We start from the raw sequence: 15,168 nt of genomic DNA, 5'->3' as shown, positions 1-15,168 counted from the left end.
GCGGGGCGCCCGCACCCGCCCCCGCGCGTCCCGGCCCCGGCCCGGCGGTGCGACAATGGTCCGGTGATCGTCATCACCCGCCACACCGTCGACCCCGCCGACGCCGAGGACTTCACCGCCCGCGCCGCGGAGGCGCTGCGGGTGCTCGGCGCGCGCCCCGGCTTCATCTCCTCGCGGGTGGGGCGGGCCGCCGACGACCCGGGGCTGTGGACCGTGGTGACCGAGTGGGAGGGCGCCGGCCACTACCGCCGGGCGCTGAGCGACTTCGAGGTCAAGACGGCCGCGGTCCCGCTGCTCGCCACGGCCCTCGACGAGCCCAGCGCCTACGAGATCGTGTCGGTCCCCACGCCCGGGTGCGGGTGAAACGGTCGCACGGGCCCCCTGGCAGGCGTATCGTCGTTGGGGCACCCGGGGCCGCAGCGGCCCCCGCGGGCTGCGGGGACGCGGCCCGCGCACGGTGCCGCTCGGGCCCCTGGGTGGGCCCGTTCGTTGTTCAACGACCGAGAATCGCCGAAGAGCGATCCGCCGACCGCCAGCCGGATGGAGAGTCTGAGAGAGATGGCCGCTAAATCTGAGGCAATGGACAAGCTCGTCAATCTCGCCAAGCGACGGGGTCTGGTGTACCCCTCCAGCGAGATCTACGGCGGCCTGCGCGCTTCTTGGGACTACGGCCCGCTGGGCGTGGAGCTGAAGCAGAACATCAAGCGGCAGTGGTGGCGCGCGATGGTCCAGGAGCGCGAGGACATCGTCGGCCTGGACTCCAGCGTCATCCTCGCCCGCGAGGTCTGGGAGGCCTCCGGCCACGTGCAGGCCTTCGTGGACCCGCTGACCGAGTGCCAGTCCTGCCACAAGCGGTTCCGCGCCGACCACCTGATCGAGGCCTACGAGGAGAAGCACGGCAAGGAGCCCGCCGGCGGCCTGGCCGACCTGGCCTGCCCCAACTGCGGCGCCAAGCACTCCTTCACCGAGCCGAAGATGTTCAACGGCCTGCTCCGCACGCACCTGGGCCCGGTGCAGGACGAGGGCGGCCTGGCCTTCCTGCGCCCGGAGACGGCGCAGGGCATCTTCATCAACTACCTCAACGTGCAGCAGAGCGCCCGCCGGAAGATCCCGTTCGGCATCGGCCAGATCGGCAAGTCGTTCCGGAACGAGATCACCCCGGGCAACTTCATCTTCCGGACCCGCGAGTTCGAGCAGATGGAGATGGAGTTCTTCGTCAAGCCGGGCGACGACGAGAAGTGGCACCAGTACTGGATCGACACCCGGATGAACTGGTACCTCGACCTCGGCGTGGACAAGGAGAACCTGCGGCTGTACGAGCACCCGCAGGAGAAGCTCTCGCACTACTCCAAGCGGACCGTCGACATCGAGTACCGGTTCAACTTCCAGGGCGCCGAGTGGGGCGAGCTGGAGGGCGTCGCCAACCGGACCGACTACGACCTGCGGACGCACTCCGAGAAGTCCGGCACCGACCTGTCCTTCTTCGACCAGGAGAACAGCGAGCGGTACATCCCCTACGTCATCGAGCCGGCGGCCGGCGTGGACCGCGCCATGCTGATGTTCATGCTGGACGCCTACCACGAGGGCGAGGCGCCCAACGCCAAGGGCAAGATGGAGAAGCGCTCGCTGATGCGCCTGGACCCGCGGCTGGCCCCGGTCAAGGCCGCGGTGCTGCCGCTGTCCCGCAACGCCGACCTGTCGCCCAAGGCGCGCGACCTGGCCGCGCGGCTGCGCAAGCGGTGGAACGTGGAGTTCGACGACGCCGGCGCGATCGGCCGCCGCTACCGCCGCCAGGACGAGATCGGCACGCCGTTCTGCGTCACGGTCGACTTCGACAGCCTGGAGGACGACGCGGTCACCGTGCGCGAGCGGGACACCATGGCCCAGGAGCGGGTCTCCCTGGACCGGGTGGAGACCTACCTGATCGAGCGGCTGCCCGGCTGCTGACCGGCGCACGGGGGAGGCGGCCGGACCCGGGGGGATTGGTCTCCGGCCGCCTCCGCGGTTCGCTCTTCCGGCGCTACCCGCTCGGAAGAACTGGTTCTAAAGCTAACCCGCGCGGCCCCGCCTGGTAAGGGGGTCGGGGCGAGGTGTCCGACCGCGTAAGCGAATCGTGACTCCCGGGCGACCGTCTGCAGAGCGCCGGGAGCCGACCTGGAAAGGGCCCCGGTGGAACCCGTTCAGGTTCCGCCGGGGCCCTTTCGCGGGCGGTCGGCGGGGCTCAGCCCTGGCCGTAGACCACCATGGACACTGCGATGTAGTGGCAGATGTAGGCCGCCACGGTCATCGAGTGGAAGATCTCGTGGAAGCCGAACCAGCGCGGCGCGGGGTCCGGCCGCTTCAGCCCGTAGACCACCGCGCCGGCGCTGTACAGCAGGCCGCCGGCGAGCACCAGGATCCAGGCGGCCGGGTGCACCCCGGAGACCAGCTGCGGCATGAAGAGCACCGCCACCCAGCCGATGGCCAGGTACAGCGCGGTGGACAGCCAGCGCGGCGCGTTCAGCCAGAACATCTTGAACAGCACCCCGGCCAGGGCGCCGCCCCAGATGAGCGCGGTCATCGCGGTGCGCAGCGCACCGTCCAGCACCAGGATCACGAACGGGGTGTAGGTGCCCGCGATGATCAGGTAGATGTTGGCGTGGTCGAGCCGGCGCAGCACCGCCACCCCGCGCCGGGACCAGCGGCCCACGTGGTAGACGGCCGAGGTGCTGAAGAGCAGTACGGCGGTGAGCGCGTACACCGCGCTGACGATCCGCCCGGCGGTGGTGGGGGCCAGGCAGACCAGGACGATGCCGGCGGCCAGCGCCAGCGGCGCGGTGCCCAGGTGCAGCCACCCCCGGAGCCGGGGCTTGACCGCGTCGAGCAGCTCGGCGGCCTTGTCCAGAGGGGTGTCGGGGGCGGCGGGCGCCCGCTCTGTCGCGGTTCCGCTCCGCTCTGCCGGTTGTGCGGGCACTGCTCATCTCCGTGGTCTCGGCGCGGGTGGGGCCGGGTCCGAGCGCGTCGCGGGGGCGGCGTGCCCCGGGCCGTGGAACCGACTCTAACTTACGGAACCGTAGGTTACTCTAGGGTAATGGTGTGGTGCTCCGCACAGGCCGGAGTGGTCTTTTTCGGGGGCCTGGGTCCCGGAAATCGGACGCGCGGCTGCTACGGTTCAGCCAAGCGTCCCTGACCACGACGATCATCGGCGACCGCCCTTCCCTGACTCTGTTTCCGGCCAAGGGGAACGTCTACCCTTCCAAGACCATTGGTCTAAACCAATTAAACCCTGATGGCCAGCGGAAACAAGGGGTAGTTAACCGGAAGTGGAGGTCGGTGATGATCGACGCGGCCAGGGCGTCCGAGGTGCAGCCGTCCCGTCGAAGGAGCTAGCGGTGCTCACGTACGTCTACGAGTTCAGCGAAGGCAACAAGGATCTGAAGGATCTGCTGGGCGGCAAGGGCGCGAACCTCGCCGAGATGACCAACCTGGGCCTGCCGGTCCCGCCCGGGTTCACCATCACCACCGAGGCGTGCCGCGCCTACCTGGCCGACGGGGCCATGCCCGACGGGCTCGCGGAGCAGGTCGAGGAGAAGCTCAGAGCCCTGGAGGCGGCCATGGGCAAGCGCCTCGGCCAACCGGACGACCCCCTCCTGGTGAGCGTCCGCTCCGGCGCCAGGTTCTCCATGCCCGGGATGATGGAGACGGTGCTCAACATCGGCCTCAACGACGAGTCGGTACGCGGCCTGGCCGAGCAGGCCGGCGACGAGCGCTTCGCCTGGGACTCCTACCGCCGGCTGATCCAGATGTTCGGCAAGACCGTGCAGGGCATCGACGGGGACCTCTTCGAGGAGGCCATCGAGCGGGCCAAGCGGGACAAGGGCGTCACCGACGACCTGCACCTCGACGCCGCGGACTTCCACCGCCTGGTGGAGGAGTTCAAGGGCATCGTCGCCGAGCACACCGGCCGCGCATTCCCCGCCGACCCGCGCGAGCAGATGGAGCTGGCGGTCAAGGCCGTCTTCGAGTCCTGGAACGCGCCGCGGGCCGTGCTCTACCGGCGCCAGGAGCGGATCCCCGTCGACCTGGGCACCGCGGTCAACGTCTGCGCGATGGTCTTCGGCAACCTCGGCATGGACTCCGGCACCGGGGTCGCCTTCACCCGCGACCCGGCCACCGGCCGGCAGGGCGTCTACGGCGACTACCTGGCCAACGCCCAGGGCGAGGACGTCGTGGCCGGCATCCGCAACACCGTCCCCCTCGCCGAGCTGGAGCGGATCGACAAGCGCAGCCACGACGAGCTCATGTCGATCATGGAGACCCTGGAGAACCACTACCGGGACCTGTGCGACATCGAGTTCACCATCGAGCGCGGCAAGCTGTGGATGCTGCAGACCCGGGTGGGCAAGCGCACCGCCGCCGCGGCCTTCCGCATCGCCGACCAGCTCGTCGAGCAGGGCATGATCACCCGGGACGAGGCGCTGGAGCGGGTCACCGGCGACCAGCTCGCCCAGCTGATGTTCCCGCGGTTCGACGAGAAGGCCGAGCGCGACCTGCTCGGCACCGGCATGAACGCCTCCCCGGGCGCCGCGGTGGGCCGCGCGGTGTTCGACTCCTACACCGCGGTCAAGTGGTCGCGCAGCGGCGAGCGGGTCATCCTGTGCCGCCGCGAGACCAACCCCGACGACCTGGAGGGCATGCTCGCCGCCGAAGGCATCCTGACCAGCCGCGGCGGCAAGACCTCGCACGCCGCGGTGGTCGCCCGCGGCATGGGCAAGACCTGCGTGTGCGGCGCCGAGGAGCTCGACGTCGACACCAAGAACCGGCGGATGCGCACCCCCGGCGGGCGCACCGTCGAAGAGGGCGACCTCATCTCCATCGACGGCTCCACCGGCCAGGTCTTCCTCGGCGAGGTCCCGGTGGTCGACTCCCCGGTGGTGCGCTACTTCGACGGCGCGGAGGACCCCTCCGGGCAGACCGACGACCTGGTCGGGGCGGTCGACCGGATGATGGCCGCCGCCGACAAGGCGCGCGGGATGGGGGTGCGGGCCAACGCCGACACCCCGGAGGACGCCGCCCGCGCCCGCCGGATGGGGGCCCAGGGCATCGGGCTCTGCCGCACCGAGCACATGTTCCTCGGCGACCGGCGCCCGCTGGTCGAGCGGCTCATCCTGGCCGACACCGAGCGGGAGCGCGAGGAGGCGCTGGCCGCCCTGCTCCCGCTGCAGCGCGAGGACTTCACCGGGATCTTCGACGCCATGGACGGGCTGCCGGTCACGGTCCGCCTGCTCGACCCGCCGCTGCACGAGTTCCTCCCCGACATCACCGAGCTGTCGGTGCGGGTGGCCGTCGCCGAGGCGCGCGGCGAGGAGAACGAGAACGACCTGCGGCTGCTCCAGGCCGTGCACCGGCTGCACGAGCAGAACCCGATGCTGGGCCTGCGCGGCGTCCGCCTCGGCCTGGTGGTCCCCGGGCTGTTCACCATGCAGGTGCGCGCGATCGCCCAGGCCGCGGCCGAGCGGATCCGGTCCGGCGGCGACCCGCGGCCGGAGATCATGATCCCGCTGGTGGGCACCGTTCAGGAGCTGGAGATCATCCGGGACGAGTCGGTCCGGGTGCTGCGCGAGGTCGGCGAGGAGTACGGCGTCGGACTGGACTTCCCGGTGGGCACCATGATCGAGCTGCCCCGCGCCGCGCTGACCGCCGGCCAGATCGCGGAGAGCGCGGAGTTCTTCTCCTTCGGCACCAACGACCTGACCCAGACCGTGTGGGGGTTCTCCCGCGACGACGTGGAGGCCTCCTTCTTCTCCTCCTACCTGGAGAAGGGCGTCTTCGGCGTCTCCCCGTTCGAGACGCTGGACACCGACGGCGTCGGCCGGCTGGTGCGGATCGCCGCGGAGGAGGGGCGCGCCGCCCGCCCCGGCCTCAAGCTCGGCGTGTGCGGGGAGCACGGCGGCGACCCGGCGTCGGTCCACTTCTTCCACGGGGCCGGGCTCGACTACGTCTCCTGCTCGCCGTTCCGCGTCCCGGTGGCCCGGCTGGAGGCGGGCCGCGCCGCCGCGCGGGAGGGGCGGGAAGCGTGACACGGAAGCGGGGTGCACCACCGCCAACGGGGGTAAGGCGTAACCTTTCCGTGATATAGGCTTGACCGTCGCAAGGCGGGCGCCCTCCACTACGCTGTGGCCGCCGCCCGCCCACCGGACCCGGGCCCTCCCGGGGTCGGTTATCGTCGGGCGGGCCAGGGACCCAGAAATCACGTGAGCCGGGGGTGGCGGGTGCGGACAGCCGACGAGGAGCGCGGCGAGGAGCCGCGCGACGAGTGGCCGCGGGGCCGCTCGGCGGACAGCATGGAGACGCGCGTCTTCACCTCCGCCGACCGGCCCCGGCCGGCGGCGCCGACCGCGGACCCCGGTGCCGCCCCCGCGGGCGGCGCCGACGCCACCCGGGTCTTCACCCGCGCCCCCGAGCCGGTCCGGGAGCCCGCGCCGGCCCCCGGCACCGAGAACGACACGGTGCACGACGGCCGCCTCCCCGGCGCCCACCGCCGCGGCGGCCCGTCCGGCGGCGGCCCCGACGGCGACCCGTTCGACGAGCCCGAGCCGGCCCCCCGGCGCGGCGGGCGCCGTTCCCGCCCGCGGCCCCGGATCCGCCTGGGCCGGATCATCGCGGTCGTGCTGCTGATCGCGGTGGCGCTCCCCCCGGCCACCTGGGGCTGGGTCTGGTGGACCGCCCGGCAGGACGAGCGCCCGGCCTCCGACGCGATCGTGGTGCTGGGCGCCAGCCAGTACAACGGCACCCCGTCCCCGATCTTCCAGGCCCGCCTGCAGCACGCCGCCGACCTCTACCGGAGCGGCGTCGCCCCGATGGTGGTCACCGTCGGCGGCAACCAGCCCGGGGACAACTACACCGAGGGCGGATCGGGCCGGGACTGGCTGGTCGAGCAGGGCATTCCGGCCGACGCGGTGGTCGCCGTCGAGACCGGCAGCAACACGCTGCGCAGCCTGGAGGCGGTCTCCGGGGTCTTCGACGACCAAGGGTGGGACAGCACCGTCATCGTCACCGACCCCTGGCACAGCCTGCGCTCCCGGATCATGGCCGAGGACCAGGGCATGGAGGCCGGGACGTCCCCGGTGCGCTCCGGCCCGGCGGTGCTGGAGCGGAAGACCCAGCTGTGGTACATCACCAGGGAGACCGGATCGCTCTGGTACTACTGGCTGTTCGGCGACAGCGCCGACATCCGCGACGACATCAAGGACCACGGGACCGACGCCGCTTGACCGAGACCACCGAATCCGGATACACCGACCGCGACCGGGAGCGCCGCGCGAGCGAGCCGCCGAAGAACCGGGCCCGCGGACCGTTCGAGCGCGACCGCGCCCGCGTGCTGCACAGCTACGCGCTGCGCCGGCTCGCCGCCAAGACCCAGGTGGTCCAGCCCGGCACCAGCGACTTCCCGCGCACCCGGCTCACCCACTCCCTGGAGTGCGCCCAGATCGGCCGGGAGCTCGGCAGCGCCCTGGGCTGCGACGCCGACCTGGTCGAGGCGGCCTGCCTCTCGCACGACCTGGGCCACCCGCCGTTCGGCCACAACGGGGAGCGGGCGCTGGACGCCGCCGCGGCCGCCTGCGGCGGGTTCGAGGGCAACGCGCAGAGCCTGCGCATCCTCACCCGGCTGGAGGGCAAGGTGCTGGACGGGACCGGCGCCGGCGCCGGGCTCAACCTGACCCGCGCCACCCTGGACGCCACCGTCAAGTACCCCTGGCAGCGGGGCGGCGGCGACGGCCGCAAGTTCAACTGCTACCCCGACGACGCCCCGGTCTTCGACTGGCTCCGCGAGGGCGCCCCCGAGGGCGAGCCGCGCACCTGCTTCGAGGCGCAGGTGATGGACTGGTCCGACGACGTCGCCTACTCCGTGCACGACGTCGAGGACGGCATCTTCTCCGGGATGGTGCGGCTGGACGCCCTGCGCAGCCCGGAGGAGCGGGCCGCGGTGTGCGCGGTGGCCGCCGAGCGCTACACCGACGCCCCCGCGGCCGAACTGGAGGAGGTCTTCGCCGACCTGGCCGCCGAGGAGTTCTGGCCGCGGAGCTTCGACGGGGGCCTCGCCGCCCTCGCGGCGCTGAAGAACCTCACCAGCGAGCTGATCGGCCGGCTGTGCCGCTCCGCCGAGCGGGAGACCCGGAACCGGTACGGCCCCGGCCCGCTCACCCGCTACTCCGCCGACCTGATCGTCCCCCGGCGGACCCTGCTGGAGTGCGCCGCGCTCAAGGCGGTCGCCGCGCACTACGTGATGGGCCGCTCCGAGGCCGTCGCCTACCAGGCCCGCGAGCGCGAACTGGTCACCGGGCTCGTCGAAGCGGTCCGGGCCGGCGCCCCCGGCACCCTGGAGCCGCCGCTGCGCGCCGCCTACCTGGGCGCCCCGGACGACGCGGCGGCGCTGCGCGTCGTCATCGACCAGGTCGCCTCGCTCACCGACACCTCCGCCCGGGCCTGGCACGACCGGCTGGCCGGCTGAGCGATGATCGTGACGTTGCGGGGGTATCAGCAGGCTCTGATACCCCCGCAACTCCAAGATCATCGCGGGAGGGGCGGCGGGCGCGGCCTCAGCCCTTCATCGCCCCGCCGAAGTTGAACGCGCCGCCCAGCGAGCGCGCCGCCACCAGGTAGAGCACCACCACCGGCAGCGCGTACAGCAGCGAGTAGGCGGCCAGCTCCCCGTAGCTCACCTGGCCGTACTGGCCGAAGAAGGTGTAGATCCGCACCGCGGCGGGGATCCGGTCGGCGCTGCGCAGCAGCAGGAACGGGACGAAGAAGTTGCCCCAGGTGATGACGAGGGTGAACACCCCGACCACGGCCAGCCCCGGCGCGGCCAGCGGCACCACCAGGCGGAGCAGCGACTGGCGGGCCGAGGCCCCGTCCACCCAGGCCGCCTCCTCCAGCTCGACCGGGATGCCGTCCAGGAAGTTCTTGGTCAGCCAGATGCCGAACGGCAGGCTCGCCGCGGCCAGGAAGAGCATCGTCGCCCACCTGGAGTCGACCAGGCCGAACTGCACGAACAGGCTGTAGACCGGCACCATGATCGCGGTCAGCGGCAGGCCGGTGGCGAACAGCACGGTGTACAGGAACGGCCGGCCGAAGCGCAGCCCGAACCGGGACAGCGGGTAGGCGGCCAGCACCGAGGCGGCCACCGTCACCACCGCGGCCCCGCCGCAGATGAACAGCGAGTTCCAGATCGGCAGGAAGAGCACGTCCCGGGTGGCCACCGCGGCGAAGTTGTCCAGGGTGAACGCCTCGGGCAGCCGGACCCGCGCCGAGGCGCGGGCGTCGAAGGCGGCCAGCAGCAGCCAGAGCGCGGGCAGCAGGAAGGCCAGCGCCAGCCCGGCCAGGAGCAGGTGCACCACGGCCGCGGCCGCCGCCCGGCGCGGCGCGGCCACCGAGCGGACCCGGCGCCGGCGCGGGGCGGCGGGGGAGGGGTGCGGAGCCCTGCTCATCGGGCCTCCTCCGGGCGGGGCGTGCACGGGCGGACCGCGGATGGCGGGCCGACCGGCCGGCCTCGGAGCCGGCGCCGGCGCGGGGCGGGGGAGGCGGGGCGCGGAGCCGTCGTCATCGGACCTCCTCGGGGCGGAGCGTGCGCAGGTAGACCGCGGAGAACAGGCCGGCCACCACGAGCAGCGCGAGCCCCACCGCGGTGCCGTAGCCGATGTCGCCGAAGCCCAGCGCCTCCCGGTACATCAGCAGCGGCAGGGTGGTGCTGCGCCCGCCCGGACCGCCGCCGGTCATCACGAAGATCAGCGTGAACACCTGCACCGTCTGCAGGGTCACCAGCAGCAGCGTGGCCGCCGCGGTGCGGCGCAGCAGCGGCAGCACCACGTGCCACACCACCCGGAGCGGCCCCGCGCCGTCCACCCGGGCGGCCTCCTTCAGGTCGACCGGGACCTCGGCCAGCGCGGCCGAGTAGGCCATCATCGAGAACGCGGTGCCCTTCCATACGTTGGCCAGTACCACCGCCAGGATCGGCAGCGCGGTCAGCCAGGACTGCGGCGCCGCCCCCGCCGCCTGGAGCAGCAGGTTCAGCGTGCCCTCCCGCTCCAGGAAGGCCGCCCAGACGAACCCGGCCACCACCTCGGGCAGCACCCAGGCGGCGACCACCACCCCGCCCACCGCGCCGCGCACCCACCCCCGGCGGCCCTGCATCAGCAGGGCGAGCAGCAGGCCCAGCGCGGTCTGGCCGACCACGCCCGAGCCGACCAGGAAGACCGCGGTGAGCACGGTGGCGTTCAGCACGTCGGGGTCGGTGAGCAGCCGCTCGAAGTTGCGCAGCCCGACGAAGTCGGTGCGGGCCGCGGCCGCGCCGGTCAGCGCGGCGTCGGTGAAGGAGGCCCACACCGTCCACAGCACCGGGCCGGCGAAGAAGGCGAGCAGCAGGAAGAGCGCGGGCACCAGGGGCAGCACCCGGGCGGCCGGGCCGGGGCGCAGCGAAGGCGGCACCCCGCGGCGCGCGGCGGTCTCCCCGGCCATCGCCTCACCCGCCCGTCACGGCGTCGGGGCCGACGATTCCGGCCACCTCGGCGTCGTAGGCCGCGGCGGCCTCCTCCGGGGTGGCCTCGCCGAGCACCACCTGCTCGGTGGCCTCCTGGATCGCCAGGGAGATCCGCGGGTAGTCGCCGTAGGCGGGGCGGAAGGCGGTGACGTCGACCAGCTCGACCGCCTCCGGCACGATGGGCGAGCGCTCCCTGTACTCCTCGGAGTCGGCCACGTCGGAGCGGACCGGGATCTGCGCGCCCTCCACCGCGAACTCCAGGGCGTTCTCCCGGCTCAGCGCGTGCTCCATCACCCGCCAGGCGAGGCCGGGGTCGGCGGTGTGCGCCCCCATCGCCAGCGTCCACCCGCCGGACATGCTGGCCGCGCCGGGCTCCTGCCCGTCCCGGGTGGGCATCGGCGCGAACGCCATCTCCTCCTCCCACTCGGGCCAGGGCCGGTTGCCGCTCTCGATCCAGGACTGGGTCACCCAGGATCCGTCCAGGCTGATCGCGATCTCCCCGCCGGGGATCCGCTCGTCGTTGTTGAGCGTGGCGACGTTGGCGTTGAGCGCGTCCCGCTGGTCCAGGGCCAGGCCCTCGCCGTACACGGTGCCGATGAACTCCAGGGCGTCGGTGAACCCCTGCGCCCCGGTGACCCACTTCTGCTCCTCCTCGTCGAAGAGGGAGTCGCCGGTGCCGGCGAGCAGCATCTGGAAGCCCTGCATGGAGGAGACCTCGCCGGCCGGGGTGCCGGCGTAGACGTTGAGCGGGACGACCCCGTCGCCGAGCTCACCGCCGAGCTCGCGGGCGGTGTCCAGCACCGCGTCCCAGTCCTCGGGCCGCCACGGGGTGTCCACCCCGGCCTCCTCGAACAGCCGGGTGCTGTACCAGAGCCCCCGGGTGTCGGTGCCGAGCATCACCCCGTACCGCTTCCCGTCCAGCGCGGTCACCGCGGCGTCGGCCTGCTCGCTGTAGAACTCCGCGTCCTCCCAGCCGGCCCAGTACTCGTCCAGCGGGTGCAGGTACCCGGCGTCCACGTCCTGGTTGATCGTGAAGCTGTCCTCGTAGATGATGTCCGGCGCGTCCGCGGGGGACCGGTTCATCAGGTTGACCTGGGTCTGGTAGTCCTCGGCGGGCGCCTCGATCGGGTGCAGCTCGACGGTCACGCCCTCGTTGGCGGCCTCGAACTCCTCCTTCACCCGCCGGAACAGCGGGTCGGCGGCGCGGAACGCGCCGAAGTCCTGGTAGACGATCTTCACCGTGCCGGGGTCGCGCCCCGACCCCTCGCACCCGGCGGCGGCCGGGACGGCGGCGAGCAGGAGGGCGAGTGCGGCCGGGGCCCGTCTCATGGCCCTCTCCTTCCCCACGGGCGCGCTCCGCTGTGGCCCGTGCCACTCGACTCTCGCACGGCGCACCGCCCGCCATCCACAACCGGTAAGGGCCTTGTATCCCCGGACTCCGGCCACGAACTACGCTTGCGGTGTGGCCGGACGGATCAGAGACGAAGACATCGCGCTCGTCCGCGAGCGCACCCCCATCGCCGATGTGATCGGCGAGTACCTGCAGCTCCGCAACGCCGGGGGCGGCTCGCTGAAGGGCCTGTGCCCGTTCCACGACGAGAAGTCCCCGTCGTTCAACGTGACCCCCTCGCGCGGGCTCTACCACTGCTTCGGCTGCGGGGTCGGCGGCGACGTCTTCACCTTCCTGCGGGAGATGGAGCACGTCACCTTCGTCGAGGCGGTGGAGGCGCTGGCCGCCAAGGCCGGGATCCGGCTCCGCTACGAGGAGGGCGGCTACACCAAGCGGCAGGACCAGGGGCAGCGGCAGCGGCTGATCGAGGCGCACCGGATCGCCCAGGAGTTCTACGCCGAGCAGCTGCTCTCCCCGGGGGCCCGGCACGCCCGGGCGTTCCTCGCCGAGCGGGGGTTCACCGGGGCCGACGCCGAGCGGTTCGGCGTCGGCTACGCCCCCGGCGGGTGGGAGGCGCTCACCGGCCACCTGCGCGACAAGGGCTTCGCCGACGCCGAGATCGTCACCGCCGGCCTGGGCGGCCAGGGCCGCCGCGGCGCCTACGACAAGTTCCGCGACCGGCTGGTCTGGCCGGTGCGCGAGGTCACCGGCGAGACGGTCGGCTTCGGCGCCCGCAAGCTCTCCGCCTCCGACGACGGCCCCAAGTACCTCAACACCCCCGAGACGCCCGTCTTCAAGAAGGGCCACCTGCTCTACGGCCTGGACATGGCCAAGCGGGAGATCGCCCGCGGCCACCAGGCGGTCATCGTGGAGGGCTACACCGACGTGATGGCCTGCCACCTGGCCGGGGTGGGCACGGCCGTCGCCACCTGCGGAACCTCGTTCGGCGAGGACCACGTCAAGGTGCTGCGCCGGATCATGCTGGACCGGGCCGGCGCCCGCGGCCGGGTGGTGTTCACCTTCGACGGCGACGCCGCCGGGCAGAAGGCCGCGGTGCGCGCCTTCGCCGAGGAGCACAATTTCGCCGCGGAGACCTACGTCGCGGTCCAGCAGGACGGCCTGGACCCCTGCGACCTGCGGGTCCGGCAGGGAGAGGAGGCCGTCAAGCACCTCGTCGAGCAGGCCCGGCCGCTGTACGAGTTCATGATCCGCAACGTCATCGAGGGCTACGACCTGAGCACCCCCGAGGGGCGGATGGCCGGGCTGGACGCCGCCGCCGAGATCGTCGCCAGCATCCGCAACGAGGGCGTGCGCAAGCTCTACGGGGTCAACCTCGACCACTGGCTGGGCATCATGGACGAGGCGTTCGTGCAGCGCCGGGTGGCCCAGCACATGCGGGCCGCGCACGGCCGGGGGGAGGCCCGGCGGAGCGGCCCCGCGCCGGTCGCCCCGGCGGGCGCGGCCGAGGCCGCCCCCTACGACCTGCGCGACCCCTCGCTGCGCCGGGAGCGCCAGGCACTGAAGATCGCGGTGCAGGCCCCCGGCCTGGCCTCCGGCTTCGACGAGCTGGACACCGAGGCGTTCACCGCACCGCAGCACCGGGCCGTCTTCGAGCTGATCCGCGGCCAGGGCGGGGTGGCCGCCGCGCCCGACGCCGCCGGGTGGGCCGCCCGGCTGCGCGAGGCCGCGCCCAACGACGCGCAGCGCTCATTCGTCACCGAGCTGGGCGTGGAGCGGGTCGAGGTCGACGGCGAGCTGGAGGAGCGCGACGCCCGCAACATCATCGACACAATCATGCTTCATTCCGCCAATCGGGCGGAGGCAAACCTGAAGTCGCGGCTGGGCCGCCTCGACCCGGCCGCCGACGCCGAGGAGTACAACCGGGTCTTCGCCGAGCTGCTCGCCGCGGGCCAGCGGAAACGCGCGGTACGGGAGCGCATCGCCGGGGCCGGGTAGCACCGGGGTGACAAAACTAGCGCTCTCTACGCGGCGGTGTGAGCGGGCACACTGTAAGTGTGGCTCTATCGGTGCTGCCGAGCGAAATGCCGCCGATCCGGCAGGTGGCGCAACTGGTCGCGGGCGGAAGGACCGGGGAACCGGTCACGGTCGCGGACGTCGCCTCGGTCCTGGAGCGGCTCGACATCCCGGCCGAGTCCCTGGACCAGGTGGTCCGGGGACTCACCCGGCAGGGGGTCGACGTCGTGGACCCGGGCGCCGAGGAGGCCGCCTCCGCTGAGGCCGGCCGCAGGACCTCCGCCGGCGACCTCGTGCGCATCTACCTCCGGGAGATCGGCCGGGTACCGCTGCTCACGGCAGAAGAAGAAGTGGAACTGGCCAAATCGATCGAGGTCGGCCTGTTCGCGGCGGAGAAGCTGCGCAGGGCCCGCTCGCCCGCGGTCCCGCCGCAGATGTCCGCCGAGCACGCCGCCGACCTGGAGCAGCTCGTCGAGGAGGGGGAGTGCGCCAAGCGCCGGCTGATCGAGGCCAACCTCCGCCTGGTGGTCTCCATCGCCAAGCGCTACATCGGGCGCGGCCTGCTCTTCCTCGACCTGATCCAGGAGGGCAACCTCGGGCTGATCCGCGCGGTGGAGAAGTTCGACTACACCAAGGGGTTCAAGTTCTCCACCTACGCCACCTGGTGGATCCGGCAGGCCATCACCCGGGCCATCGCCGACCAGGCGCGCACCATCCGCATCCCGGTGCACATGGTGGAGACCATCAACAAGCTGATGCGCGTGCAGCGCCAGCTCCACCAGGAGCTCGGCCGCGAGCCCACCCCCGCGGAGATCTCCGGCGAGCTCGGCTTCGGCGACGAGCGGGTGCAGGAGATCCAGCGGATCGCCCAGGAGCCGGTCTCCCTCCAGGCCCCCATCGGCGAGGAGGACTCCGACTTCGGCGACTTCATCGAGGACTCCGACGCCGTGGTCCCGGTGGAGGCGGCCGCCTTCATCATGCTCCAGGACCAGCTGGTCTCGCTGCTGGGAGGGCTGTCCGACCGGGAGCAGCGGATCATCCGGCTCCGCTTCGGCCTGGCCGACGGCCACCCGCGCACCCTGGAGGAGGTGGGGCGGGAGTTCGGGGTGACCCGGGAGCGGATCCGCCAGATCGAGTCGAAGACGCTGGCGAAGCTCCGCCACCCCTCGCGCGCCCAGATGCTCCGCGACTACCTGGACTGACCGGGCGCGGGTGGGCGATCATGGAGGAGTCCGCCCCGCACGCCGGGGCGGTCCGCACGTCGAACGCCCGGCCCCGCCCGGGGGTT

The 15,168-nt window shown here is 72.7% G+C and carries 11 protein-coding genes; 7 read left to right on the top strand and 4 right to left on the bottom strand.

Features of this window, described 5'->3' with window-relative positions:
* The first annotated feature begins 63 nt into the window (after positions 1-63).
* Both J0910_RS23310 and J0910_RS23305 read left to right on the top strand, forming a co-directional pair.
* The gene (locus J0910_RS23310) at positions 64-363 is read left to right on the top strand and encodes an antibiotic biosynthesis monooxygenase family protein (RefSeq protein ID WP_420160674.1); all 300 of its coding nucleotides are present in this window, start codon (positions 64-66) and stop codon (positions 361-363) included.
* A gap of 195 nt (positions 364-558) precedes the next feature.
* Complete coding sequence (locus J0910_RS23305) at positions 559-1,947, top strand: glycine--tRNA ligase (protein ID WP_420160673.1); 1,389 nt, start codon at positions 559-561, stop codon at positions 1,945-1,947.
* 274 nt (positions 1,948-2,221) lie between these two features.
* Here the strand turns inward: J0910_RS23305 and trhA are convergent, their stop codons facing one another.
* On the bottom strand, positions 2,222-2,884 hold the full coding sequence (trhA, locus tag J0910_RS23300; protein WP_420162063.1) for a PAQR family membrane homeostasis protein TrhA: 663 nt from the start codon (positions 2,882-2,884) through the stop codon (positions 2,222-2,224).
* Positions 2,885-3,371: 487 nt separating this feature from the next.
* Here trhA and ppdK point away from each other — a divergent pair, with 487 nt between their 5' ends.
* The 3 genes from ppdK to J0910_RS23285 all read left to right on the top strand — a co-directional run bounded on the left by ppdK (position 3,372) and on the right by J0910_RS23285 (position 8,491).
* On the top strand, positions 3,372-6,059 hold the full coding sequence (gene ppdK / locus J0910_RS23295; protein ID WP_420160672.1) for a pyruvate, phosphate dikinase: 2,688 nt from the start codon (positions 3,372-3,374) through the stop codon (positions 6,057-6,059).
* A gap of 192 nt (positions 6,060-6,251) precedes the next feature.
* Entirely contained in the window at positions 6,252-7,253 is a 1,002-nt protein-coding gene (locus tag J0910_RS23290) for a YdcF family protein (RefSeq protein WP_420160671.1), read from the top strand.
* On the top strand, positions 7,250-8,491 hold the full coding sequence (locus J0910_RS23285; protein WP_420160670.1) for a deoxyguanosinetriphosphate triphosphohydrolase: 1,242 nt from the start codon (positions 7,250-7,252) through the stop codon (positions 8,489-8,491). Before J0910_RS23290 ends, J0910_RS23285 begins: the two co-directional genes overlap by 4 nt.
* Positions 8,492-8,579: 88 nt before the next feature.
* On the opposite strand, the gene J0910_RS23280 is transcribed toward J0910_RS23285, so the two are convergent.
* From J0910_RS23280 to J0910_RS23270, 3 genes are all read right to left on the bottom strand, one after another.
* A complete protein-coding gene (locus J0910_RS23280; protein ID WP_420160669.1) occupies positions 8,580-9,467 on the bottom strand; it encodes a carbohydrate ABC transporter permease in 888 nt (295 codons plus the stop codon).
* Positions 9,468-9,579: 112 nt separating this feature from the next.
* On the bottom strand, positions 9,580-10,494 hold the full coding sequence (locus J0910_RS23275; RefSeq protein ID WP_420160668.1) for a carbohydrate ABC transporter permease: 915 nt from the start codon (positions 10,492-10,494) through the stop codon (positions 9,580-9,582).
* Positions 10,495-10,498: 4 nt separating this feature from the next.
* Entirely contained in the window at positions 10,499-11,845 is a 1,347-nt protein-coding gene (locus J0910_RS23270; RefSeq protein WP_420160667.1) for an extracellular solute-binding protein, read from the bottom strand.
* A 133-nt stretch (positions 11,846-11,978) separates the two neighbouring features.
* Between J0910_RS23270 and dnaG the strand changes: the two genes are divergently transcribed.
* Together dnaG and rpoD are read left to right on the top strand one after the other, a co-directional pair.
* Positions 11,979-13,862: a DNA primase gene (dnaG, locus tag J0910_RS23265; protein WP_420160666.1), complete on the top strand. Its 1,884-nt coding sequence runs from the start codon at positions 11,979-11,981 to the stop codon at positions 13,860-13,862.
* 71 nt (positions 13,863-13,933) lie between these two features.
* Complete coding sequence (gene rpoD, locus J0910_RS23260) at positions 13,934-15,082, top strand: RNA polymerase sigma factor RpoD (RefSeq protein ID WP_420160665.1); 1,149 nt, start codon at positions 13,934-13,936, stop codon at positions 15,080-15,082.
* Positions 15,083-15,168 lie beyond the last annotated feature (86 nt).

It is taken from the genome of Nocardiopsis oceanisediminis, from assembly GCF_048595525.1.
GTDB lineage: Bacteria > Actinomycetota > Actinomycetes > Streptosporangiales > Streptosporangiaceae > Nocardiopsis_A > Nocardiopsis_A oceanisediminis.
This window is presented reverse-complemented; position numbering and strand designations above follow the sequence as displayed.

Excerpts from the sequence above, each read along its gene's own strand:
- J0910_RS23305 (WP_420160673.1), top strand. The coding sequence starts at position 559 with ATGGCCGCTAAATCTGAGGCAATGGACAAGCTCGTCAATCTCGCCAAG.
- J0910_RS23280 (WP_420160669.1), bottom strand. The coding sequence starts at position 9,467 with ATGAGCAGGGCTCCGCACCCCTCCCCCGCCGCCCCGCGCCGGCGCCGG.
- J0910_RS23275 (WP_420160668.1), bottom strand. The coding sequence starts at position 10,494 with ATGGCCGGGGAGACCGCCGCGCGCCGCGGGGTGCCGCCTTCGCTGCGC.
- J0910_RS23270 (WP_420160667.1), bottom strand. The coding sequence starts at position 11,845 with ATGAGACGGGCCCCGGCCGCACTCGCCCTCCTGCTCGCCGCCGTCCCG.